The sequence below is a fragment of the Pseudidiomarina andamanensis genome, assembly GCF_009734345.1.
GTDB classification, from domain to species: Bacteria; Pseudomonadota; Gammaproteobacteria; order Enterobacterales; family Alteromonadaceae; genus Pseudidiomarina; species Pseudidiomarina andamanensis.
This window is the reverse complement of sequence record NZ_CP032551.1, coordinates 822,462-845,864: the sequence shown is the minus strand read 5'-3', so window position 1 is coordinate 845,864 and position 23,403 is coordinate 822,462. Positions and strand designations below refer to the sequence as shown.

29 protein-coding genes are annotated in these 23,403 nt (G+C 46.8%); 17 read left to right on the top strand and 12 right to left on the bottom strand.

Annotated features, from left to right (window positions below):
• Positions 1 to 44 precede the first annotated feature (44 nt).
• Genes D3795_RS04135 through D3795_RS04125 form a run of 3 tightly spaced genes read left to right on the top strand, consistent with a single transcriptional unit; the run spans position 45 to position 3,095 of the window.
• The gene (locus D3795_RS04135; RefSeq protein WP_156266503.1) at positions 45 to 1,271 is read left to right on the top strand and encodes an acyl-CoA dehydrogenase family protein; all 1,227 of its coding nucleotides are present in this window, start codon (positions 45 to 47) and stop codon (positions 1,269 to 1,271) included.
• Entirely contained in the window at positions 1,272 to 2,333 is a 1,062-nt protein-coding gene (locus D3795_RS04130) for a phosphotransferase family protein (RefSeq protein ID WP_156266501.1), read from the top strand.
• A gap of 9 nt (positions 2,334 to 2,342) precedes the next feature.
• A complete protein-coding gene (locus D3795_RS04125; RefSeq protein WP_156266499.1) occupies positions 2,343 to 3,095 on the top strand; it encodes an SDR family oxidoreductase in 753 nt (250 codons plus the stop codon).
• Positions 3,096 to 3,108: 13 nt separating this feature from the next.
• On the opposite strand, the gene D3795_RS04120 is transcribed toward D3795_RS04125, so the two are convergent.
• Positions 3,109 to 3,588, bottom strand: a complete 480-nt coding sequence (locus D3795_RS04120) for a hypothetical protein (protein ID WP_156266497.1) — start codon at positions 3,586 to 3,588, stop codon at positions 3,109 to 3,111.
• Positions 3,588 to 4,511 (bottom strand): pirin family protein, encoded by a 924-nt coding sequence (locus D3795_RS04115; RefSeq protein ID WP_173020987.1) that lies wholly within the window; start codon positions 4,509 to 4,511, stop codon positions 3,588 to 3,590. Before D3795_RS04115 ends, D3795_RS04120 begins: the two co-directional genes overlap by 1 nt.
• 130 nt (positions 4,512 to 4,641) lie before the next feature.
• On the opposite strand from D3795_RS04115, the gene D3795_RS11485 reads away from it, so the two are divergent.
• The 7 genes from D3795_RS11485 to glnS all read left to right on the top strand — a co-directional run bounded on the left by D3795_RS11485 (position 4,642) and on the right by glnS (position 9,681).
• Positions 4,642 to 4,806, top strand: coding sequence for a hypothetical protein (locus D3795_RS11485; RefSeq protein ID WP_173020986.1), 165 nt, complete (start codon positions 4,642 to 4,644; stop codon positions 4,804 to 4,806).
• A 4-nt stretch (positions 4,807 to 4,810) separates the two neighbouring features.
• Positions 4,811 to 5,101: a hypothetical protein gene (locus D3795_RS04110; RefSeq protein ID WP_156266493.1), complete on the top strand. Its 291-nt coding sequence runs from the start codon at positions 4,811 to 4,813 to the stop codon at positions 5,099 to 5,101.
• Between the two features lie 23 nt (positions 5,102 to 5,124).
• On the top strand, positions 5,125 to 5,544 hold the full coding sequence (locus D3795_RS04105) for a hypothetical protein (protein WP_216648967.1): 420 nt from the start codon (positions 5,125 to 5,127) through the stop codon (positions 5,542 to 5,544).
• Positions 5,541 to 6,296, top strand: a complete 756-nt coding sequence (locus D3795_RS04100) for a 5-oxoprolinase subunit PxpA (RefSeq protein ID WP_156266491.1) — start codon at positions 5,541 to 5,543, stop codon at positions 6,294 to 6,296. Before D3795_RS04105 ends, D3795_RS04100 begins: the two co-directional genes overlap by 4 nt.
• A 1-nt stretch (position 6,297) precedes the next feature.
• Positions 6,298 to 6,981: a 5-oxoprolinase subunit B family protein gene (locus tag D3795_RS04095; RefSeq protein WP_156266489.1), complete on the top strand. Its 684-nt coding sequence runs from the start codon at positions 6,298 to 6,300 to the stop codon at positions 6,979 to 6,981.
• Complete coding sequence (locus D3795_RS04090) at positions 6,978 to 7,934, top strand: 5-oxoprolinase subunit C family protein (protein ID WP_156266487.1); 957 nt, start codon at positions 6,978 to 6,980, stop codon at positions 7,932 to 7,934. Before D3795_RS04095 ends, D3795_RS04090 begins: the two co-directional genes overlap by 4 nt.
• Positions 7,935 to 8,019: 85 nt before the next feature.
• Positions 8,020 to 9,681 (top strand): glutamine--tRNA ligase, encoded by a 1,662-nt coding sequence (gene glnS, locus D3795_RS04085; RefSeq protein WP_156268952.1) that lies wholly within the window; start codon positions 8,020 to 8,022, stop codon positions 9,679 to 9,681.
• 72 nt (positions 9,682 to 9,753) lie between these two features.
• On the opposite strand, the gene fur is transcribed toward glnS, so the two are convergent.
• The 4 genes from fur to D3795_RS04065 form a co-directional block, all read right to left on the bottom strand.
• The gene (gene fur, locus D3795_RS04080) at positions 9,754 to 10,203 is read right to left on the bottom strand and encodes a ferric iron uptake transcriptional regulator (protein WP_156266485.1); all 450 of its coding nucleotides are present in this window, start codon (positions 10,201 to 10,203) and stop codon (positions 9,754 to 9,756) included.
• Positions 10,204 to 10,241: 38 nt separating this feature from the next.
• A complete protein-coding gene (gene fldA, locus D3795_RS04075; RefSeq protein ID WP_156266483.1) occupies positions 10,242 to 10,766 on the bottom strand; it encodes a flavodoxin FldA in 525 nt (174 codons plus the stop codon).
• A gap of 25 nt (positions 10,767 to 10,791) precedes the next feature.
• On the bottom strand, positions 10,792 to 11,007 hold the full coding sequence (locus D3795_RS04070; protein WP_092854554.1) for a DUF2788 domain-containing protein: 216 nt from the start codon (positions 11,005 to 11,007) through the stop codon (positions 10,792 to 10,794).
• 71 nt (positions 11,008 to 11,078) lie between these two features.
• Positions 11,079 to 11,861 carry an alpha/beta fold hydrolase gene (locus D3795_RS04065; protein ID WP_156266481.1) on the bottom strand — a complete coding sequence of 261 codons (783 nt, stop codon included), beginning with the start codon at positions 11,859 to 11,861 and terminating at the stop codon, positions 11,079 to 11,081.
• Positions 11,862 to 11,966: 105 nt separating this feature from the next.
• Here D3795_RS04065 and seqA point away from each other — a divergent pair, with 105 nt between their 5' ends.
• Both seqA and pgm read left to right on the top strand, forming a co-directional pair.
• Positions 11,967 to 12,503: a replication initiation negative regulator SeqA gene (gene seqA, locus D3795_RS04060; RefSeq protein WP_156266479.1), complete on the top strand. Its 537-nt coding sequence runs from the start codon at positions 11,967 to 11,969 to the stop codon at positions 12,501 to 12,503.
• A complete protein-coding gene (pgm, locus tag D3795_RS04055; RefSeq protein ID WP_156266477.1) occupies positions 12,503 to 14,143 on the top strand; it encodes a phosphoglucomutase (alpha-D-glucose-1,6-bisphosphate-dependent) in 1,641 nt (546 codons plus the stop codon). The genes seqA and pgm overlap by 1 nt, the downstream gene beginning before the upstream one ends.
• On the opposite strand, the gene D3795_RS04050 is transcribed toward pgm, so the two are convergent.
• On the bottom strand, positions 14,140 to 15,456 hold the full coding sequence (locus D3795_RS04050; protein WP_156266475.1) for an MFS transporter: 1,317 nt from the start codon (positions 15,454 to 15,456) through the stop codon (positions 14,140 to 14,142). The two genes, pgm and D3795_RS04050, sit on opposite strands and share 4 nt — an antisense overlap.
• A gap of 154 nt (positions 15,457 to 15,610) precedes the next feature.
• On the opposite strand from D3795_RS04050, the gene D3795_RS04045 reads away from it, so the two are divergent.
• Together D3795_RS04045 and hda are read left to right on the top strand one after the other, a co-directional pair.
• Positions 15,611 to 16,690, top strand: coding sequence for a DUF2066 domain-containing protein (locus D3795_RS04045; protein ID WP_173020985.1), 1,080 nt, complete (start codon positions 15,611 to 15,613; stop codon positions 16,688 to 16,690).
• Complete coding sequence (hda, locus tag D3795_RS04040) at positions 16,687 to 17,370, top strand: DnaA regulatory inactivator Hda (RefSeq protein WP_310942391.1); 684 nt, start codon at positions 16,687 to 16,689, stop codon at positions 17,368 to 17,370. The genes D3795_RS04045 and hda overlap by 4 nt, the downstream gene beginning before the upstream one ends.
• On the opposite strand, the gene D3795_RS04035 is transcribed toward hda, so the two are convergent.
• The 3 genes from D3795_RS04035 to arsC are packed head-to-tail and all read right to left on the bottom strand — an operon-like array spanning position 17,367 to position 18,696.
• Positions 17,367 to 17,759: a DUF2069 domain-containing protein gene (locus D3795_RS04035; RefSeq protein WP_156266471.1), complete on the bottom strand. Its 393-nt coding sequence runs from the start codon at positions 17,757 to 17,759 to the stop codon at positions 17,367 to 17,369. The genes hda and D3795_RS04035 overlap by 4 nt on opposite strands.
• Entirely contained in the window at positions 17,756 to 18,343 is a 588-nt protein-coding gene (locus tag D3795_RS04030) for a flavodoxin family protein (protein WP_156266469.1), read from the bottom strand. Before D3795_RS04030 ends, D3795_RS04035 begins: the two co-directional genes overlap by 4 nt.
• Positions 18,340 to 18,696: an arsenate reductase (glutaredoxin) gene (arsC, locus tag D3795_RS04025; protein WP_156266467.1), complete on the bottom strand. Its 357-nt coding sequence runs from the start codon at positions 18,694 to 18,696 to the stop codon at positions 18,340 to 18,342. Before arsC ends, D3795_RS04030 begins: the two co-directional genes overlap by 4 nt.
• Positions 18,697 to 18,743: 47 nt before the next feature.
• On the opposite strand from arsC, the gene D3795_RS04020 reads away from it, so the two are divergent.
• Positions 18,744 to 19,214 carry a TlpA family protein disulfide reductase gene (locus D3795_RS04020; RefSeq protein WP_310942390.1) on the top strand — a complete coding sequence of 157 codons (471 nt, stop codon included), beginning with the start codon at positions 18,744 to 18,746 and terminating at the stop codon, positions 19,212 to 19,214.
• 2 nt (positions 19,215 to 19,216) lie between these two features.
• On the opposite strand, the gene bepA is transcribed toward D3795_RS04020, so the two are convergent.
• Entirely contained in the window at positions 19,217 to 20,665 is a 1,449-nt protein-coding gene (gene bepA / locus D3795_RS04015) for a beta-barrel assembly-enhancing protease (RefSeq protein ID WP_156266465.1), read from the bottom strand.
• A gap of 157 nt (positions 20,666 to 20,822) precedes the next feature.
• On the opposite strand from bepA, the gene D3795_RS04010 reads away from it, so the two are divergent.
• On the top strand, positions 20,823 to 21,902 hold the full coding sequence (locus tag D3795_RS04010; RefSeq protein ID WP_156266463.1) for an AI-2E family transporter: 1,080 nt from the start codon (positions 20,823 to 20,825) through the stop codon (positions 21,900 to 21,902).
• On the opposite strand, the gene bcp is transcribed toward D3795_RS04010, so the two are convergent.
• Positions 21,899 to 22,369 carry a thioredoxin-dependent thiol peroxidase gene (gene bcp, locus D3795_RS04005; protein ID WP_156266461.1) on the bottom strand — a complete coding sequence of 157 codons (471 nt, stop codon included), beginning with the start codon at positions 22,367 to 22,369 and terminating at the stop codon, positions 21,899 to 21,901. The genes D3795_RS04010 and bcp overlap by 4 nt on opposite strands.
• Positions 22,370 to 22,516: 147 nt before the next feature.
• On the opposite strand from bcp, the gene dapA reads away from it, so the two are divergent.
• Positions 22,517 to 23,392 (top strand): 4-hydroxy-tetrahydrodipicolinate synthase, encoded by an 876-nt coding sequence (dapA, locus tag D3795_RS04000; RefSeq protein WP_156268946.1) that lies wholly within the window; start codon positions 22,517 to 22,519, stop codon positions 23,390 to 23,392.
• Positions 23,393 to 23,403: the final 11 nt, after the last annotated feature.

The following is a 23,403-nucleotide window of genomic DNA, read 5'->3' as shown; positions in this document are numbered from 1 at the left end:
GTCGTTTAAATAATAATTTATTTCTAAATCAGCAGGGCAACCCTATGGATTTTACGCCAAGTGAAAAGACTCTCAATTATCGCAAACGCTTGATCGCGTTCATGCAAGAACACATTGAACCGATTGAAGCGAATTATCATAAAGAAAATCGCCGCTTGAACCCTGATGCGAATTGGCGGCACTGGCAAGTTGCTCCTATTGTTGAAGAGTTAAAAGCGAAAGCCAAACAAGCCGGACTGTGGAATCTATTTTTACCCGATGCCGAGTTGGGTGCTGGGTTGACCACATTAGAATACGCGCCGTTGGCAGAGGTCATGGGCCATAGCTTACTTGCACCTGAAGTTTTTAATTGCAATGCGCCGGACACAGGCAATATGGAAGTGCTTTATCACTTCGGCAACGATGCCCAGAAAAAACAGTGGTTAACGCCTCTATTAAACGGTGAAATCCGCTCAGTATTTTGTATGACCGAACCTGATGTGGCTTCCTCCGATGCCACCAATATGCAGGCGAGTATTGTTGCAGATGGCGATGAAGTCGTTATTAACGGGCGCAAGTGGTGGTCAACTGGACTCGGTCATCCGCATGCTAAGTTTGCCATAGTGATGGGCTTAACCAATCCGGATGCGCCGAAGCATCAACGTCACTCAATGGTGTTGGTGCCGCTTGATTCTGATGGTGTGACCGTTGAACGTATGTTGCCAGCGTTTGGTGAGTATGATGCGCCGTACGGGCATGGCGAAGTTCTATTTGAAAATGTTCGCGTACCAAAGGCAAACGTGATTGGTCAGCTTGGTGATGGCTTTAAAATTGCGCAGGGGCGATTGGGACCAGGACGCATTCACCACTGTATGCGCGCTTTAGGTGCTGCTGAGAAAGCGTTGCAGTTGTTTATTCGTCGCGGGCAAGAACGTATTGGTTTTGGCAAGCCGTTGTTGCAATTGAATGGCAATCTCGAGCGTGTTGCTGATATGCGTATCGCCATTGATCAGGCCCGCTTATTAACCTTCTATGCGGCGTGGAAAATTGATCAAGTTGGCGCCATGAAAGCACTTGCTGAGATTTCAGCCATTAAAGTGGCAGCACCAAACGTCTTACAACAGGTTGTCGATGAAGCTATTCAGATATACGGCGGCGCAGGTATGAGTCACGACACGCCACTTACGGCGTTGTTTGCGATGGCGCGCGCATTGCGTATTGCTGATGGCCCTGACGCGGTGCATCGTACCACCATCGCGAAAGTTGAGCTCGCCAAGTATCGGGAGGCTTAAGTGACCGATAACAAGCTAGAAGATAAAGCAACCTCCGTTCGCGCAGGCGAAGAACTACCAGAGCAACCATTGAGTGATTGGTTACGAGAGCAGTTACCAGAGCTTTCTGGACCAATGCACGTAACTCAATATAGTGGCGGAGCTTCGAACTGGACCTATCGACTTCAGTTCGATAATGCAGATCTCATTTTGCGTCGGCCACCAGCAGGCACAAAGGCTAAATCAGCACACGATATGGGCCGCGAGTATCGACTACAAAAAGCGTTGAAACCGGTATTCCCCTATGTTCCGGAAATGCGGGTGTATACCGACGATACTCGCGTTATTGGCGACGAGTTCTATGTAATGGATCGGGTCGCTGGAATTATCCCGCGTAAAAACATGCCGCGCGAACTGCAGTTAAGCGAGGCGCAAACCCGTCAGCTATGCTTGAACGCCTTGGATGTACTAATTGAGCTGCATCAAGTGGATATTGAAGCGGCGGGCTTAAGTGATTTAGCCAAGGGCGCAGGCTATACCGAACGCCAAGTTCTCGGTTGGAGTGAGCGTTACAAAAAAGCGAAAACATGGAATGTCCCGTCGGGTAAAAAGTTGATGCAATGGTTGGCAGCGAATATGCCGAAACATGAAACCATTTGTATGACCCATAATGATTTTCGCTTCGATAATCTTGTGCTGGATATCGATGATCCAACCAAGATCATTGGCGTGCTCGACTGGGAATTGGCGACTTTAGGTAATCCTCTAATGGATTTAGGGAATAGCCTTGCCTATTGGATTCAAGCGGATGATGACCGTATTGCACGTTCAACCCGACGTCAGCCAACGCACTTGCCAGGCATGTTGACGCGCCAACAGGTCATTGAATACTACTGCGACAAGATGGGCGTCGACGTCAAAGATTTTCGGTTCTATGAGGTGTTTGGGTTATTTCGTTTAAGTGTGATCGCGCAGCAAATTTACTTCCGCTACCACCACAAACAAACCCGCAACCCGGCGTTTAAAAATTTCTGGTTCTTAGTGCATTATCTGCATTGGCGAGCCCGTAAACTAATCAAATAAGGATAATTCATGCGCAAAACAATTCTGATAACCGGCGCAAGTTCTGGTTTAGGCGAGGGGATGGCTCGAGAATTCGCCAAACATGGTCGTAACCTAGCATTATGTGCGCGTCGTACTGAGCGCCTTGAGGCGTTGAAGCAAGAGTTAGAGCAGCGTTACCCCGAAATTAAAGTCAGCGTTAAAGCGCTAGACGTGAATCAGCACGACGATGTGTTTGCTGTATTTAAAGCGTTTAAGGAAGAGTTTGGCAGTATCGATCGGGTGATTGTGAATGCTGGAATGGGCAAAGGCGCATCGCTGGGTACTGGGTATTTTTACGCCAACGTGCAAACGGCACAAACCAACTTTGTGGCGGCATTAGCGCAATGTGAGGCTGCACTTGAAATCTTCCGTGAACAAAATAGCGGGCATTTGGTGACCATTAGTTCAATTAGCGCACTACGCGGAATGCCACGAGCTATGACGGTTTACGCGGCGACAAAAGCCGGCTTATTGGCGTTAACCGAGGGCATTCGTGCTGATTTAATTAAATCACGCTCGCCAATTAAAGTGAGTGCCATATTACCCGGATATATTCGTTCAGAAATCAATGAGAAGGTGAAGAACACCCCATTTATGATTGATACCGAAACCGGCTGCCGTTTGCTTGTAAAAGCGATAGAGAAAGAGCCCGTACAGGCGTATGTGCCGACTTGGCCATGGGCATTTATCGGTTTTTTGATGAAGCGTTTGCCATTAAAGTGGGTGATGAAGCTCGGTTAATTGGCTTAGTTAGTTATAGAGGACACTCTTTTTCTTCGCGTTCTGTCGTGACGCTAATGGTCGCTGGTCGGCCATTAGCGTCATCGTAAATCACCGAAGCCTTCGCAATATTTAGTGCGCCACGACTGTGGCCATGGTGAATAGCTAACTCGCCGTTGCGCTGCCAGGCAACTGTTAAACAAGGACCTTGTTCTGCAGTTGCAATTCGCAGCCAATCATTGGCGCTGGGCTCAAATAACCAAACTTCAAACCCTTGCCAGCTGTTTCCTGAATTGCCGCGCTGACAATCATAAACATGAATCTCTGCAGCTGTGTCAGCGGTTGTTATGAGCTGTAACGATTGACAGTTAGCAGCGACCGGAGGCTCTGGTTCAAACACGGTGAGTTTATAAATCAACACTGCGGTGAACATAACCGCAAGTGTTATTCCTGCGGCAAGAAACCACAAACCTAAGCGGCGGGTGATCCTACTGACGAAACTGACAATTCCCATTAGTTACCTTTTTTCGTTTGGTAATGAGCAACTCTTCCAAACCGCTCATGACCCGCATCCCAATCTTTTTGGGCTTGTTCAACGCGCTGCTGTGAGGCACTAACAAAATTCCACCACATTTTGACTGGTTGTTCAAATGCTTCACCGCCTAACAACAATACTTCTGTGTCTGCCCCTAACTCCAAAATAAGGTGGTGATGATTGCTACCCAAGCTAAGCAATTGGTGTGCTCGAATCGTTTTATCAAGCGTTTCTATTTGGCCGCCTACAACATAAATTCCATATTCAAAATCACGCTCTAAGTGCAATTCAACGGCGGTTGTACGGGGGGTATTCAACAGCATGGCAAGACTGGGGCTAAAGCTTAGTGCCGGGCTATTCCAGCGTCGCTGTTCGGTGGCGTAAGTTCCGCAAATCAGCGTTGCGGTGCAATCGCCAAGGCTAAATTTAGGCACCTGTTGATAATGGTCGAAGCGCGGTTCTGTTTGTTCGTGCTCCGGCGGCAGTGCTCGCCATAGTTGTAGTCCATGTAATGGCTGATTCGGGTCATGGTCAGCAACCTCAGCATGAGTAATTCCACGGCCGGCGGTCATTAAATTCAATTGTCCGCCACGTAATGGTTGTTCATAGCCTAAACTGTCTTGATGTAGAAGTTGACCCGATAGCAACCAAGTAATGGTTTGTAGGCCAATATGTGGGTGAGGCGGCACATCAAATTGGCGATAATTCGCTGGAGCAACAGGGCCGAAATGATCAAGGAAGCACCATGGACCGATCATCCGAATTGCTCGTTGTGGCAAAATACGGTGAACCGTTAGATATGGCGTTAATTGTCGCTGTACTGATGCATAGATACTTGCATCATGCTGCAAATGCTCTGACTCGCATGTTTCGAGTTGGGTTTCCTGTGCGGCTCGGGTCATAGCTGCCTCATCGTCAAAGTTAGTGAAAGCAGTATGGCACTCGCCCCGACAATAGTCGAATATAATGCCTGAAGTCTTTCGCGACGCTGAAGATTTCAGTAAGGTGTCTATTCCTAACAAGGAGATTGTGATGATATACCCACTCATCTTAGCGGTTATTGGTTTTGCGACCATGTTAAGTGGTATTTGGGAGCAAGCCATAAGCACCATTATTGTTGGTGTGGTTATGCAAGTAGTCGGCTGGATATGGTTTTTAATAGCGTGGCGAAAAGAAAAACAAAAAGGGCAAAAATAAGCTTATGAAAACAACAACGACAACACGAATTAGTGCGCTGGCGATTATGGTTCTTGGTATTTTACTCGCCGTATTAGCTCCTGCAAACGAAGCGGCTTCAAGTTACCGTCAATTAGGCGTGGTGTTATTGGTTGTGGGGGCAGTGTGGTTACTACGTCAAAAACGTCCTGAACCGGCGCCAGAAAAAACCTCAGCACCGTATCAACAACCTGTTTTAAAATGGTACCAATCCCCAATTTTGTGGGTACCGATTATTGCCATCATTATTGCCATTTTGTCTTGGCTACTTATTTAGACCCACAAACGTAGGGAAGAATTATGTCGTTAACTACACGGTTAGTTATTTTAGCGGGTCTTGTTGGCCTAATGTTTTATAATGCCAGCGAACAGCAATTGTGGGCAGCCATTATCGATTGGCAACTGGGTTGGTACAAACTTGGTGTGCCAATTGCTTGGGGAATTATTCTGGGGGCATTGGTGAATTTGCTGGGCGGCACAGTTTTACTCAAGTGGCTCGAGCCTATCACCTTGGTTGCGGCATCACTGACGACTCTGGGCTTAACTGGTGCTGCCGCCGTGTATGGCGCCCATCAAATTGGCGGATTAACGCTTGCTCCTTTATTTATCTCAAGTGTCGGTGTTGGGGTTTATTTATTTGCTTACAGTTATGCGCGATTCGCCGGAGCGCGTGGCGCAAACAAAGATAAGTCAGAGGATTCGGTTGATAAACAGTCATGATTAAACTTAATTGTGATATGGGAGAAAGTTTTGCGGCCTGGACCATGGGCGATGATGCTGCCGTTATGCCGCACATTGATATGGCTAACATTGCTTGTGGTTTTCATGCCGGGGGCCCAGCAATCATGGCGCAAACCATTCAGTTAGCAATTGAGCATCAAGTCGAAATTGGTGCGCACCCAGCTTATCCAGATTTGGCTGGGTTTGGTCGTCGCACGTTACACTTTCCCCCAACAGAACTGAAAGCCATTTTGCATTACCAGATTGGAGCGATGCGTGCGTTATGCTTACAAGCTGGCGCACAAATAAGTTACGTGAAACCGCACGGTGCACTGTATAACGACATGCAACGCGATCAAGAACTCTTTGAAGTAGTGTGCCGCGTTATTGCAGAGCAAAATCACAGTCACCCCGAGCATCCGCCACTGTACTTATTAACGTTGGCCACAGCAAATAACGCCACACAACAGCGTATTGCCGACGAGTGTCAGGTAGAACTTTGTTTCGAAGCGTTTGCTGATAGATGCTACGAACCCGATGGTTCATTACGTTCTCGTCAATATAGCGATGCGGTGTTTACCGATCGTGCCAAGATTCTCGCTCAGGCAAAAGCGTTTGCCTCCGGCGAACCTATTATTGCGAGCGATGGCTCACATATACTTCTGCAACCCCAAACACTCTGTGTGCACGGTGATAATGCCGAATCTATAGCAACTGTTGTCGCCATTCGTCAGGCTTTGAGTGACAGTTAACGTGAAAGCTTCTATTGAAATCGCTGGTGTTGATGCGGCTATGGTCGTGTTTGAAGCCGTAGTTGATAAACACATCAATCAACAGGTTCATGTGCTGCGTGAAATGGTTATTGCGGCGCAACCAACATGGTTGAGCGATGCGGTTGCCGCCTATCACACACTGCTGGTTGTGTACGACATTCAACGTACCACATATGCGCAAGTGCAACAGTTCCTGCAAAGCCAACTTGAACAACTGCAACATCAGAAACTTACGAATAAGAAAGCCACGGTTCACGAGTACTTTGTGTGCTACGACCCCGAGTTTGGGCCCGATATTGAACGTGTCAGTCATGTTACTGGGCTCAGCATAGATGAAGTTATTCAACGCCATAGCGAAGAAACCTACCATGTTTATACTATTGGCTTTGCTCCGGGGTTTGCGTATTTGGGCGATGTTCCAGAAGCGTTGCAAGTGGCGCGACTTGATACGCCACGTACAAAGGTGCCAGCGGGGAGTGTTGCAGTGGCTAACCAACAAACCGCTATTTATCCGAGAACCTCTCCGGGAGGCTGGAATATTATCGGTCGCGTGGCAGGTTGGAACGAGCAATCAGGTTTGCGACTGAAAGCGGGTGACCACGTGCGATTCATTCCGGTGACGATGCAGCGTTTTCTTGCACTCGAATCGGGAGCGTCATCATGACGAGTTATCCGGCGCTTCGTATCGATCAACCGGGCTTGCTGACAACGCTGCAAGATTGGGGAAGGTTTGGTCATTTATCCCAAGGTATCACTCGCGGTGGGCCAATCGATGAGCGCGCGTTTTTGTGGGCCAATAAGCTGCTCGGCAATACCGCCACAGCTGCGCAATTGGAAGTGACACTCGGTGGGTTAAGTGTCACAGCGCTAAAAACAAGCTATTGGGTGGTCTGTGGTGCGCCGGTGACCGTTACGAAGAGTCAACAGCCGATTCCAACTTGGGAGGTGTTTCGCGTTAACGCTGGCGAACGAGTTCGTATTGATGCGCCGGAACGCGGGTTACGCAGTTATCTCGCGGTAGCGGGAGGTTTCACTGCGAGGCCAGTCTTTGGCTCTATTGCAACGGTAACAAGAGATGGATTAGGAGGGCTGCATGGTGACGGCAAGCCATTACAGAGCGGTGATGAACTTCATGCTGGCTCATTCGAGTCGGCTCAGGTCGTGCCTTTTCGTCGCCCTCAGCATGATTTAATTCCAAGAGTTTCGAGCACAACCGAATTACGGATTCCAATGATTCCGATGGCTCAATATGCGCAGTTTGAGCAACACGCACAGCAAAGTTTGGTGCAGCAAAACATGCAGGTTACAGCCAAGCAAGATCGTATGGGAATTCGCTTGCAAGCGAACCAGCCGATAGCGTGGACACAACCACAAATTATTTCCGAACCATTGCCGTTAGGTGCGATTCAAATACCACCGGATGGTCAGCCCATTGTCATGTTAAACGACTGCCAAACGCTCGGCGGGTATCCGAAAATCGGCGTGGTAAGCTGGTCCGGACGGATGGCGCTGGCGCAAGCAACAGCAGGAACAGCTTTGCGGTTCGAAATCACCACGTTAGAGCAAGCTCAAGCTGAAGTAAAACAGGCCTATCGATTCTTTAACCTGAACCTATAGGTCTTGCGCAGGTGTCGATAAACTGCGATCATAACGGTCATTTTTTCGAATTAGCATCGGAGTAGAGTAATTCATGGCCGCAGATATGGCAGCAAACGCGCCTCGTAGTAATTTTATCCGCCAAATTATCGACCAAGATCTGGCTTCAGGAAAGCACCAGAGCGTTCACACGCGCTTTCCACCTGAACCCAATGGCTTTCTCCATATTGGTCACGCTAAGTCGATTGTGCTGAACTTCGGCATTGCGGAAGACTATAAAGGCAGCTGTAATTTGCGCTTTGATGATACGAATCCATTGAAGGAAAAAGTGGATTACGTGAACTCGATTCAAGAAGACGTGCAATGGCTTGGTTATACTTGGGAAGGCAAACCACGTTATTCCTCCGATTATTTTGAGCGTTTGCATGGCTACGCGGTGGAGCTTATTGAAAAAGGCTTAGCGTACTGTGATTTTTCATCGCAAGAGCAAATGCGTGAAATGCGCGGCACCTTAAAAGAACCAGGTACTAACAGCCCGTACCGCGATACAACTGTTGAAGAAAATTTGAAGATTTTTGCGGACATGACAGCCGGTAAATATCAAGAAGGCGAAGTTTGCTTGCGCGCTAAAATTGATATGAGCTCGCCATTTATGTGTATGCGCGATCCAGTGATTTATCGTGTACGCTTTGCTCATCATCATCAAACCGGTGATAAGTGGTGTGTGTATCCAATGTACGATTTCACCCACTGTATTTCGGATGCTATTGAGGGCATTACGCATTCATTATGTACGTTGGAATTTCAAGACAACCGTCGCTTGTACGACTGGGTTTTGGACAACATTAGCATTGATTGTCATCCACAGCAGATTGAGTTCTCGCGCTTAAATCTTCAGTTCACTGTTATGAGTAAGCGTAAGCTGAACTTGCTGGTGGAAGAGGGCAAAGTAAGCGGTTGGGATGATCCGCGTATGCCAACCATTGCGGGTATGCGCCGTCGTGGCTATACACCAGGTTCAATTCGCGAGTTTTGTCATCGCATCGGGGTTACCAAAATGGATAACCAAGTTGAGATGAGTATGCTCGAAGCCTGTATTCGTGATGAACTAAACCAACATGCACCACGTGCGATGGCGGTTATCGATCCGGTTCGCTTAGTCATCGAAAACTATCCAGAAACTCATGAAGAGCAACTCAATGCGCCGAATCATCCTAACGATGAGAGCATGGGTACTCGCCAAGTGCCATTCGCACGTGAAATTCTAATTGAGCGTGAAGATTTCCGCGAAGAAGCGAACAAGAAGTACAAGCGTTTGGTGCTGGGCAAAGAAGTTCGTCTACGTAACGCTTATGTGATTAAAGCTGAGCGCGTTGAGAAGGACGCAGAAGGTAATATCACTACTATTTACTGTACTTACGACCCAGAAACCCTAGGTCAAGACCCAGCAGATGGCCGTAAAGTGAAAGGTGTGATTCATTGGGTTGCAGCCGCTCATGCGCTACCTTGTGAGTTTCGTTTATACGACCGTTTGTTCCAAGTGCCAAACCCAGGTGCTGAAGACGATTTTTTCAGTACATTGAATCCTGAATCGTTGATCGTGAAGCATGGCTATGTTGAGCCGAGCTTAGCAACGGCTGAGTCAACTATGGCTTATCAGTTCGAGCGTATTGGTTACTTTTGTGCTGATAGCAAAGATAGCCAAGAAGGTAAACTCGTGTTCAACCAAACGGTTGGTTTGCGTGATACTTGGAACGATAGCGAGTAATTACGCTGGTAAGCAAGAAACAAAAAACGCGACCATGAGTCGCGTTTTTTAATGCCAAAATTTGCTGAAGATTTAGTCCATATCGGTGTTTTGGTTATTCACACACGTATCTGGCGTTTTGCATTCACCATAAAGATACAAACTATGATTCGTCAATTTAATATTGTTCGCTTCGGCAACTTGTAATTGACGTTGTTCAATTACATCGTCCTCAAATTCAAACACGTGCCCACAGGTTAAGCAAACCAAGTGATCGTGATGGTCTTTCGCACTCAGCTCAAACACCGAACGGCCACCTTCAAAGTGGTGACGACTTACAATGCCGGCATCGTCAAATTGATTAAGCACGCGGTAAACCGTGGCTAAACCAATTTCTTCGTTTTTCTCGAGCAAAATCTTGTACACATCTTCAGCACTAATATGCTGATTGCCAGGATCTTTCAAGATCTCTAAGATTTTTACTCGCGGAGACGTGACCTTAAGGCCAGCTTTTTTTAGTTGTAATTCGTCTTTGTTGCTCATGATTTCTTCGCTACTCGAGTTCGATTCGCTAGTATTGCTTAGCCTAATTGATCTAAGCCCATTTCGTCACGAATTTGTGCACACCATTTTTGTACACGCTCTTTCGTTAGCTCAGGTTGACGATCTTCGTCAATGCCCAAACCGACAAAGTGGTTATCGTCAACTAAAGCGCGCGACGCTTCAAATTCATAACCATCTGTTGACCAGTGACCAATAACAATTCCGCCACGTGCTTCCACGATATCACGAATTGTGCCCATCGCATCTAAAAAGTATTCAGCGTAGTCTTCTTGATCGCCACAACCAAAGATTGCAATCAGCTTGTTATTGAAGTCAATTTCTTCTAACTCGGGGAAGAAATCATCCCAATCACACTGGGCTTCACCGTAATACCAAGTTGGAATGCCAAACATCAGCAAATCATATGAAGCGATGTCTTCTTTGCTTGATTTTGCGATATCAAAAACATCGATTAAATGTTTACCCAATTCTTTTTGGATCATTTGCGCAACAGCTTCAGTGTTTCCAGTGTCGCTACCGAAAAATATACCTACACTTGCCATAGAGTCTTACTACCTGCTGTAAAAATTAAAGACCTGCTTCCCAGAATGCTTGAATAATGCCTTTCGCAATAAAGCCGGCGCATCCTAAAAATAATACCAACCAAACAAACCAACGACCAAATTTTGGTACATCACCTTTCTTCAGAACGTCTTGAATAGCTAACCCAATCAGTACGAACAAAAACGCAATAGCAAAGTTTGTACCCAAGGTTTCAATCAATTCATAATGTTCTGACAGCATAACAGCAACACCTGATGTTTGGTTGTATGAATCATTTCAAAAAAGAACGCAGAGTATAGCATGAAGGCCGCTTAGGTGCGAGAATGATTCTCAATAAACGCCCTTGCCAGTCGATTGAAAATGCGTGGTTTTTCGGCATGCAACCAGTGCCCAGTACCTTCAATTATTTTCACCTCAACCTGACTAAACCGAGCCTTAATTTCGTCGGCATGGTCATTCATTAAATAATTTGAATCACCGCCTTTGATAAACAAAATCGGACCATCGTAACGACCACCTCGCACTGCACCTGAAATTTCCTCATAGCAACTATCTAGCGTCTCAAGATTAATACGCCAGTGGTACCCATTGTCATCCCGACGCAAATTCTTTAATAAGAACTGGCGCACACCTTTGGTATCAATATGCTGCGCAAGTTGCTTGTCGGCATCAGTACGGCTATTTACTTGGCTCAGATCAAGCGCTTTCAAGGCTTCGAGTATGTGGCGATGTTTCGGGTCATACGCAACTGGCGAAATATCGGCTGCAATGACACTTCGCGCGCGGTCTGGGTAAGCCAACGCGAATTCCATGGCAATTTTACCCCCCATGGAGTGACCGATAATATGCGCCGAATCAATATCGAGCTCATCAAGTGTTGCGGCAAGGTCGTTTGCCATATCGGCATAGTTCATATGATCACTATGGAATGAATCGCCGTGGTTTCGAGCGTCAACCAGAATCACCTGATAGTCCTCGCTTAAATCACGCCCGAGACCTTTCAGGTTATCCAGGTCGCCGAATAAACCATGCAGTAAAACCACGGGCTCGCCGCTACCTATCACTTCATAATTAAGAATCTGTGCTGTGCTCATGTTGATTTCCTGTACCCTAGCCGATGCTTGGGTATAATAGCGTGCAGAAGACGTGCCTTAAAGCACCATCCATATTTAATATAGCTAACGAGAAGCGATCGGGTAATGACCAAACGCATTGAAATTGATGACGAATTATACCGCTATATTGCCAGCCATACCCAACATATTGGCGAGAGTGCATCGGCAATATTGCGCCGTTTACTTGGCTTAGGGGTGGCTGAGCAAGCGACCGGCCAACCGGTGATAGCGATGCCAGAAACGACTGATGCAGCAACGAGTGCCAGTACTGAAGGGCTTGGGCGTCGGACTATTTTTGATGTGATGACCCGCGCCGACCTTGCCGGTCAACGCAGCATTGTCGCACGGTTTTTGTACATACTGAGTATGTTGTACAAATGCCACAACAAAAAATTTGATGCGGTATTGCAAATTAGTGGACGCGATCGCCAGTATTTCGCAAAAACCGAGGCTGAACTTGAAGCCTCAGGTACTAGCACGAATCCGAAGCAAATACCGGATGCGCCGTATTTTGTGGTGACTAACAATAACACCACGCGCAAAAAATCAATGCTAACCCAGGTTGCAATTGAATTGGGTTATTCACAGGAACATGCAGAAAAAATTAGGGACTTTTTATAATGCCTTTGCATCCTCGCGCCGGCCAACCGGCAGCAGCTGAAGATTTGACCAACATTGCACAATTAGTGAGTGCCTATTTTGTCAACGAAGTTGACCCGAGAAATCCCCAACAGCAAGTGAAGTTTGGTACATCTGGTCACCGCGGCTGTGCCCTTAACAGCTCATTTAACGAAGCCCATATTCTCGCTATCAGCCAAGCGTTGGTGGCTTATCGTGACGAGCAGGGGATTACCGGCCCATTGTTGTTGGGGCGCGATACCCATGCATTGTCAGAAGCCGCTTATATGACGGCACTTGAGGTATTCATTGGTAATGGTATCGAAGTGCACATTCAAACCGATGATGGCTATACACCGACTCCTGTGATTAGTCATGCGATTTTGCGCTATAACCGTGGTCGTACGAACGATTTGTGTGATGGTGTCGTGATTACGCCATCGCATAATCCGCCAACAGATGGCGGCTTTAAATACAACCCGCCGCATGGTGGTCCGGCCGATACCGATGCAACCAAAACCATTGAAAAATATGCCAATGCCTTGTTGTCGTCCGAGCTCATGGGCGTGAATGCGGTTTCTTACGCGGAAGCGCGTGCGAGTAAAAAGCTCAAGCAAGTTGACTGGCGTAAAGACTACATTGAGAGCTTGCATGAAGTGATTGATATGCAAGCCATCGCCGACGCGAAATTACGAATTGGCGTTGATGCGATGGGCGGCGCTGGTGCCGGTTATTGGGCATTGATTGCCGAACATTATGGTTTAAATATTGAAGTGCATCACGCCGATGTGGACGCAAGTTTCCGTTTCATGAGTTTGGATAAAGACGGCAAAATTCGTATGGATTGTTCGTCCCCTTATGCCATGGCGAGCTTACTTAAACTCAAAAATCAGTACGACATTGCTGTGGGTAACGACCCTGACTACGACCGTCATGGTATTGTGACGCCAACACATGGCTTGATGAACCCAAATCACTATCTTGCAGTTGCCATAGATTATTTGTGTCAAAACCGAACTTGGAAGCCAGAGCTCGCGATTGGTAAAACGCTGGTTTCAAGCGCCATGATTGATCGCGTTGTCGCGAAACATAATCGTCAGCTGCGTGAAATGCCGGTAGGCTTTAAATGGTTTGCGCAGGAGTTGTTTGCCGGAACCACAGCCTTTGGCGGTGAAGAAAGTGCTGGTGCAAGTTTCCTTGACCGTGACGGACAAGCTTGGTCGACCGATAAAGACGGTATTATTCTTGCTTTATTAGCGGCAGAAATTTGCGCGAAAACCGGTAAGAACCCAAGCCAATACTATGATGAACTCTGTGCTGAACATGGCACTTCGTATTACAAACGTATTGACGTGGCATCGTCTGCAGAAATGAACGCAGGCTTTGGCAGTATTCGTGCCTATAAACTCAAAGTTGCTGAATTAGCCGGTGATGAAGTAACGGCGATCACTACCAAAGCACCAGCAAATGATGCGTTAATTGGCGGTGTTAAGGTAACTACAGCGAACGGCTGGTTTGCCGCGCGCCCATCGGGTACCGAGCCCGTTTATAAAATTTATTGTGAGAGTTTTGTCAGCGCTGAACACTTAGATGAGTTAGCTGAACAAGCTCAGCAATTAGTCACCAGTTGGGTGCAAGCTTAATTGCTTGCACCACCAGTTGGACGCTGATCATCATTCGATTCAGCGTCTAACTGCGCTTCTTGATATTCCTCATCCAGCATTTCTTGTTCACTAGCTAAAGTAGTTAATAACTCGTCAGACGTTTGCGTTGGCGCCAACATGGCATATGCACTGTGCGATTGATCATCGGCTTTGGCACGTTTGGTCACGCGATATAATGAGTAACCGCAGACAATACTCGTTAACACTGTAATGAGTAGGAAAAAGTAATTCACCGCACCGAACTGCATGAGAGCGGCTACCGATGGCGCACCAATAATCGATCCTATACCACCCACTTTGATGATAGCACCAGTTGCTCCAACCATTTGATCTTTCTCAAGAAAGTCATTGGTGTGTGCCATACCTAATGAATAGAGCGGCAGAGAGCAGGCGCCGAATAGGCCAACACACAAGTAAATCAACCAAGCTACATCGGCGTTTAATTGCGATAATACGAACGCCATAATTGCCGCCGTACCAGCGCAAAATGCCATCACAATGCGGCGGTCAATTCGATCAGATAGTAATCCGATAGGTGCTTGAGCCAGCATACCGCCGAGTATAAATGCCGCCATAAATAATGATACTTGAGCAACAGAAAGCCCGATATAGGTGGCGTACATAGGGCCAATACCATAAAACATGGCGTAACACGCTTGCATGATGAACGCGTTGACCATCCCTAAAGGAACCACTTTGAGAAGGCTACGAATAGCTACTTTGCGCGGCTCATGAGTGGTTGGCTCTACGGTTACGCTTATTAAAATTGGAATCAACGATAAGTTGATGAGTAATGCAACGAGAGCAAACGCGACAAAGCTAGCGGGGTCTGTGATACCAAGAATAAGCTGGCCAGCAACTAAACCACCATAAATAAGTACGAGATAGACTGAGAGCAGGGTGCCGCGGTTTTTGTTATCGGCCATGGTATTTAACCAACTTTCAACGATCACAAAAATTGCTGAAATAGCGAAACCGGTTAAAAAGCGCATCACAAACCACACCACCGGATCTACCCAAATAGCTTGAATCAGGATAGATGCCGCGGCTAACGCGGCTAATCCGCCAAAGGCACGAATGTAGCCCACACGCCGAATATCCTTCGGGGCTCGTGTCGTGCCAAAGAGAAAGCCAATAAAGTAGGCAGACATGATGATACCGGTGGTAAGGGTACCGAAGTTCTCTATTGTGGCACGTAAACTCAGAAGGGTACTCGTCATGCCGGTGCAAATACCAATAAGCGTGATACTGGTTAGTAGTGAGCTTATCGCGCGCAATTGTTGCTTAAGCATGTGGCAGTCCTTGAGTTTTTGGCGATGACTTTATCGCGCAAGTTTATCACGTTGGTAAATTTTCGGAAACGTCAAGAGGTTATCCACAGCTTGTTACTTGCGAGGTGGCATGGGGCTGTTTATGATGAGCACAAGATGTTGTGATGAGGTAGCTATGCGAACCCTAAAAATCGCTTTAATTGGATTCTTTTTGATTACTTTGAACATGCTGATGCCTATACAGATAGGGCATGCAGCGGTGGAAGTGCAAGAACTTTATCAAGCGCGTGTGTCGGTAGAGAACCAAACTGCGAACGAGCGTAATGACGCATTAAAAACAGCGTTTACGAATACCTTGTTGAAAGTTTCGGGCGATGATGCCGTTCTTAGGCATGAATCTGTGCAATTAGCATTGCAAAATGTGCGTAATTTTGTGGTTCAGTATGGGTATCAACAAGACGGCGAACAGCTGTTATTGTGGGTGCAGTTCGATCAACCACAAATCGATCGTGTTATTCAACAAGCAAACTCCGGTGTCTGGAGCAGTCGCCGCCCTGAGCTATTATTTTGGATTGTTGCTGAGGATGAAAATTTAGAGCGACGAATTCTTGGTAGCGGTGACGATTGGCCGGTTATAAAAGAATTAATTTCAGCGGCAGAAACTCGAGGTCTGCCCGTGAAGCTACCATTGTTAGATCTGAATGATTCGATGAGCCTTTCAGTTGTTGATCTCTGGGCTCGATTTGAAGATAGAATCACGTTTGCCAGCAGTCGATATGACGCCGACGGTGTTGTCGTTGCTCGCCTATATCAGGCTGACAGTGCTATCAGTGATGACGATTGGATGCTTGACTGGACGATGCAACTTGGCGGTATGCGCTGGCGAGGTGAAGTGACAGCGATGCAACCCGAGCAACTCGGTAACATGTTGGTGGCTGACGTCACTCAGCAATTATCACAGCGTTTCCGAATTGGCAGTAATGCTGCAATGGCTGGCACTTGGCGCATTAAGGTACGCGAGCTAACGGAGTTTATGGACGTTCTTTACGCAGAGAAGCTGTTGCTTGAATTACCTTCAGTGAGCCGCGTCCAACTCATTCAATATGGCGAGCACGAAGCGGAGTTTGAATTATTTATTCAAACCGATGCTGCGCAGATTATGCAGGCGATTGATTTAAGCAAGCCATTTACCCCGGTTAACCCGGAACGTCGCTCGGAATTTGAAATGCCGGTTTATCGCTGGAGTCAATCTTGAGCGCTATTGCACAGCTGCCATTAGCCATTCAGCTACCTGATGATGAAACCTTTGCCACATTCGTTCGTGGGGCAAATCAAGAATTACTGCAGGTATTACAGCAGTTACCACAGGGGCTTGTTTACCTGTGGGGCGCAAACGGAGTGGGCAAAAGTCACTTGTTACATGCCTTGTGTGCCAATATCGACTCAGCGGTGATGTACTTGCCATTGGCTGAGCTTCATGACCAAGTACAACCACAAATATTACAAGGGTTAGAGAATTATCCGTTAATTTGTTTGGACGATATTGACGCCGTTAGTTGTAGTGAAACTTGGTGTTTTGAGTTGTTCGCTTTGCTGAATCGAGTGAAAGATGCGGGGCAGGGAAGTATTGTGGTCACGGCGAAACACGCACCGAGTCATCTTGAAGTAGCACTAGCGGATGTGCATTCGCGCCTGCAGTGGGGCTTGAGTATGCATGTGCATGCATTAAATGATGACGACAAGGTGCGGGCCTTGCAATTACGTGCAAAGGCCTTAGGATTGCATTTAGGGCATGAAACAGCACAGTTTATGGTGCAACGTTTAGGGCGAGATATGCGCAGTTTATTAGAGTGTCTCGCCCGATTAGATCGGGCGTCGATTGCTGCGAAACGGCGTTTAACCATTCCATTCATCAAAGATGTTCTAGCTATCTAGCTACTTTCTTTTAATTTTTTCAAGCCTAGACCAAGTGCTTTACCTTGACGACGCGCATACCAAGTGCAGCCGACAAACGCCGCGCTGGTTAAAATCAATTCAGCGACTGCAAATCCGCGTTGCTCGGGGGCAACATAAAGCATTGTGAGGCTGTGCAAGAAGTACCACATTAAAATAAAATTCGCCCACGCATAGGTGTAAGGCTTACCGCGTAGCATGCCTGGCAGCGCAAAGAGTAATGGAACTACCCAAAGCCCAAGTCGAAAAATCACACTGAATTCACTATCGCGTTGACACCAAACTTGCCATATAAGCATCAAGACTAATAAGCCGATATAGCTTGCCAGTGCGAGAAATCGAATTTGCCGAGTTTTCTGATCGAGATTCATAAATTACCTTGTTCACGTACGGTTTTTAATGCCGAAGCAATTACAGCAACCCGCCGACCAAGTGCCAATGCGGCCTGATATTCATGGTCTGTGAGGTGTTTACCATGGCCGTGCTCGACATGGCTAGCACCATACGGTGACGCACCAGATTGAGTTTGTTGAATAGCTGGTTCTGTATAAGGAATACCGCATAATAACATGCCATGATGAAGCAGAGGGACGCCCATAGAGAGCAAAGTCGACTCTTGACCGCTATGCATACTGCTGCCAGATGTGAATACGGCTGCTGGCTTGCCTTCAAGTTCACCTTTTAACCAAGTCACACTGGTTTGTTCCCAAAACTGTTGCAAAGCACTCGCCATATGGCCGAATCGCACTGGGCTGCCAAGAATTAAGCCATCGCAATGTTTGAGTTCGTCTTGGTTAATTTCTAGATCGCGCTGACTGGCGGGGTCACCAGCTCCGGCAACGGTGCGCATCAATGGCTCACCTCCGGCTTTCAATACACCGTCGGCAATAGCATCAGCTAATGCTTGGGTAGCTCCGCCGCGGCTATAGTAAAGAATTAAAACACGCGTACTCATTCTGGCAAGATCTCGAGCACTGCTTCCGGCGGACGCCCTAAACGTGCTTGATTACCAACGACCACAATCGGGCGTTCAATCAGCTTCGGATGTTCAGCCATGGCTTGCATTAATTTATTTTCGTCTTGCTCAGTGGCCAGATTGAGCGCTTTGTACGTATCTTCTTTGGAGCGCATCAATTCTCGTGCTGAAATAAACCCGAGTTGTTGTATCAGCGTTTGAATTTCTGTCACACTAGGCGGAGTTTTTAGGTACTCGACAACTTCTGGTTCAATGTGATGTTGTTCGAGTAATTGTAAGGTTTGGCGGCTCTTTGAGCAGCGCGGGTTATGATAAATCGTGACCTGTGCCATGACTATGAATCCTCCAGTAAATAATGCGTTAGCTTAAGGGAAACTCTATGCGTTGTCGATTTTTGCCAGTGGTGATGCTGGCCACAGCAGTATTTTTGAGCGCGTGTCAGCCGGCACCTGATTTTCATACCGATACAGATGGTAGTCATAGCTGGCAGCAATTAGAAGGCGGTTATGTGGTGGTTAACTATTTTGCCGAGTGGTGCGCGCCGTGCTTGCGAGAATTGCCTGAATTGAACGAATTTCATGAACTCTATGGCGATCAGGTAACGTTACTCGGTGTTAGTTTCGATGGTTTAAATAATGACGAACTCGCGGCATTACGAGCTGAATACGATATTCAGTTTCCATTGATTCAAAACGAGCCGCTACCAAACTTGCCATTTGCTCAACCAAATGCTTTACCGGCAACCTTTATAGTTACGCCAAGTGGTGAAATTAAAGGGCCATTGCTTGGCGAGCAAACGTTAGCAAGTCTCGCCAAAGCAACGGGATTAAAGCTGAAAGAAGCGCACTAAATTTACGAACTTAGCTTTTGCAAGAATTGTTTTTGTTCCATCAACTGTTCAATGCGCGCTTGAAGACGACGTTTTTCAAGTTCTAAGCCGCTTTGCTTGTGAGCTTTGTGCAAATGATCAATGGCTTGATCAAAAGCGCCATGCAACGCTGCAAGTTCGGCTTGGGTTTCGTGCATTGAACTACTGTTACCATTTAGGCGGTAGGCAGTCGCTAACAAATCGAGTGCTAGAACATTGTTTTCATTGCGTTGCAAATACTCGCGTAGCAGTGTAATCGCTAGCTCATATTGCTTTGCTTCTACGGCGACGTTCGCAAAGTTTAGCGTGATCGTTTGTTCATTCGGCTGGCGCATGTAGGCCTTTTCAAGCGTTGCTAAAGCATCATCATAACGATTCTGAGCTAATAAAATGTCGCTTTGTACATCAATGAAAAAGGTGTTCATCGGATCGCGTTTTAATAGCGGTGCAATGACGTCCTCAGCCTCTTCAGCGCGTCGATTATCTAATAAAACAATAGCCAGAGCATACGTTGCTGCAGTTTTTATATGATCGCTTGATGCCGTTTCAATTTGACGCCGTAACTCAGCCTCACTTAGTTGCCGTAAGTGGCGTGCTTGAATTCGATATTTCGCTAACAAAAATGAGAGTGAATCGCGAACTTCAGGACGTTTCATTGATTCGGCGCGACTTCGCATGTCAGCCAGACGGTTTTCACTGTATGGGTGGGTTAACAGAATTTCAGGTGGACGAGAGGTATAGCGATACTTTTCGCTTAAGCGCCCAAAAAAGTTAGGTGACCCCATTGGGTCAAAGCCGGAATTGACCAGAATAGATAAACCAACACGGTCAGCTTCTTGTTCAAATTGCCGTGTGTAGTTAATTTGCATTTGTTGTGAGACACCCATAGTTCCCGTTAATGCCGCCATCCCAAGTTGCGGGTTAATGACGGCTAAAATAACCGCGCCAAGCATTGCCGCCATGGTTGTTGGTGAAGCATTCGACATACGTTCCATATTACGAACAATATGACGTTGCGAAACGTGAGCAATCTCGTGAGCTAATACCGCGGCTAATTCACTTTCGGTTTGAGCTTCGGAAATTAAGCCGGTATGAACCCCAATATAGCCGCCAAAAAATGCAAACGCATTGATGTCTTTTTGATTCACCCAGAAGAAGCTAAACGGGAAGCGCACGCCATCAGCCTCGCGAACCATGCGTGAACCGAGATCACGTAGGTATTCATCTAAGACAGGGTCGCCGACTAAGGGAGCTTGTGCTCGTAGCTGACGCATGTACATATCGCCGTAGATACGTTCGCGATCAATAGTCATAACTGAAGCGCCTGCGGTACCGATTTCCGGTAGACGCTCTTGCGCTTTTATCGTGCTGGACGCGGTGGCTAAGGTAACCCCGAGAGCGACTGCTGCGATTGTTCCGATAAACTGCTTCATTTTATACGCCTAATTAACCTGCTGCTTCGAGTATAAAATTGTGAAAAGGTTCCCGTTTTCATCGTGCAGCTCTGTTACTCCGGTACGTTCAAAGCTATGATGTGGTATCTATGGGTAGCATGCAATATTTTTACCCGAAATTTTGGAGCCGCGACAAATGTTTGATTACTTAAAACAATGGTACAACCGCAAATTTTCTGATCCTGACGCGGTCACGTTGTTTTTACTGTTATTAACTACGTTTGCGCTGATTATTTTGTTCAGCGATATTTTGGCGCCGATTTTAGTCGCTCTGGTTCTTGCCTACCTACTTGAGTGGCCGGTACAGCGACTAGTGCGCACCGGAATGCCGCGTTTGAGCGCGGTCGTTATCGTGTTTCTTAGTTTTATCGCACTCAATGTTGTGCTGTTGCTGTTTCTTGTACCGGTTATTTGGCAGCAATCAGTGGCGCTTGTTGGCGAGTTACCGCAAATGTTTGCGCAAGTAAAAGTACTGCTGAATCGACTACCGGAAATGTTTCCTGAATATATCAGCCAGGGCAATATCAATACATTTATCGAAACGACAACAAGTCGCGCTTTGCTTTTTGGTGAAACACTTTTAAGCCAGTCGTTAAGCCGTATTGTCGGCATTATGGCGTTGCTAATTTATCTAATTGTTGTGCCATTACTTGTATTCTTTATGCTCAAAGACAAGCACCAGCTGTTGCGTCATGTTAGCCATATTCTACCTAGTAATCGTCGTTTGATTGCGCAGGTCAGCGATGAAATGAACATGCAAATTATGAATTATATTCGCGGCAAAGCTGTAGAAGTTGTTGTGGTAGGGGTATTTACTTACCTATGCTTCGCCTTCTTTGAGTTACGCTACGCTGCATTGTTAGCGGTGTTAGTCGGATTCTCAGTGTTAATTCCATACATTGGTGCAGCGGTTGTCACTTTACCGGTATTTTTGGTTGCGCTGTTTCAATTTGGTTGGACCGGCATGTTTGCTTGGGTGATGGTGGTCTATCTCATTATTCAAGCATTAGATGGCAACTTATTAGTGCCATTACTGTTTTCTGAAGTTGTGAATTTGAACCCGGTTTATATCATTGCAGCAGTGCTGATATTTGGTGGGTTGTGGGGTTTCTGGGGTGTGTTCTTTGCCATTCCGTTGGCCAGCTTGGTGAAAGCAGTGATTACTGCGTTATCATCCAAGCCAGAACCAACCGAATTGCTCGAAGATAAGAATTAGGCGTCGGCGAGATAATCTAAGACGACTTGGTGATGATCTTTCGTTTTAAATTTATCGAAGACGTTAGCGATTTGCCCGTCTTGATTAATTAAAAAACTGATACGGTGTAAGCCGTCGTATTCGCGCCCCATGAACTTTTTCAAGCCCCAAACGCCAAAGGCTTCAGCAACTTGATGATCAACATCGCTCAACAGGGTGAAATTGAGTTGATCACGCTCAGTGAATTTAGCAAGGCGTTTCGGTTCATCGGTGCTGATACCAACTACTTGTACATTGTGAGCTTTTAGTTGTTGCTGATGGTCTCGCAACTGCTGGGCTTGAACCGTACAACCAGGCGTCATCGCTTTAGGGTAAAAATAAACAAGAACACGACCTTGCTTGAGCAAGTCGGCGAGCGCTACAGACTGCTCGTTTGCATCAAGTAAGGTAAATTGAGGTGCTTTATCGCCTGCTTTCAAAGTATTCATAATCGCTCCATTGGCATCGCGTGTGAATATTTATATACGAAGCATTTATGATAAAAGATGCATTGGCGCGACGCAAAGCCTGTGCCAACCTTGTCATTAGTGAGCGGTAAAAGTACCATGAGTAGCACATTTAATATTGGGGGCAATATGTTAACAGGTAGTATCGTCGCACTCGTGACGCCGTTTACACAACAGGGTAATGTTGATTTTAACGCGCTCGAAGAGCTGGTGAACTGGCATTGCGCAGCAGGAACTGACGCGATTGTGGCGATGGGAACAACGGGTGAATCCGCGACGATGAGTCATGAGGAACATATCATGGTGGTTGCAGCGGTTGCCGAAATTGCCGATGGTCGTATTTCTGTGATTGCGGGCAACGGTTCAAATGCCACGGCCGAAGCCGTTATGCTCACCGAACGCATGAGTAGTTTGCCTATCCAAGGCTTCTTGAATGTTAACCCTTATTACAACAAGCCATCGCAACGCGGTTTATTGGCGCATTATAAAGCTTGCGCGGAGGCATCTGAGTTACCTCAACTGTTATATAACGTCCCTGGGCGCACAGCGTCCGATGTGTTACCCGAACAAGTTGCTGAACTGGCGCAAATTCCAAATATAGTCGGTATTAAGGAAGCGACAGGGGATCTTTCACGCGTTGAGTTATTGCGCAAACTTTGTGGTGATGACTTCATTCTATTGAGCGGTGATGACCCTACTGGGTGCGAATTCATGTTACTTGGTGGACAAGGTGTGATTAGCGTTACCGCGAACGTGATGCCAGAGAAAATGAAAGCAATGGTTGTTGCAGCAACTGCAGGTGATGCTGCTACTGCAAAGGCAATTGACGCCGAAATGGCCAGTATTCATGAAGCAATGTTTGTGCAGGCGAATCCGATTCCAGTGAAATGGGCACTAGCGCAGATGGGCAAGTTGGAAGCGAATTACCGGTTACCAATGACAGAACCGGAACTTCCGCAGCAACAACATATCGAACAAACATTAAAACAAGCAGGTTTAATCTAAAGCGGAGTAAT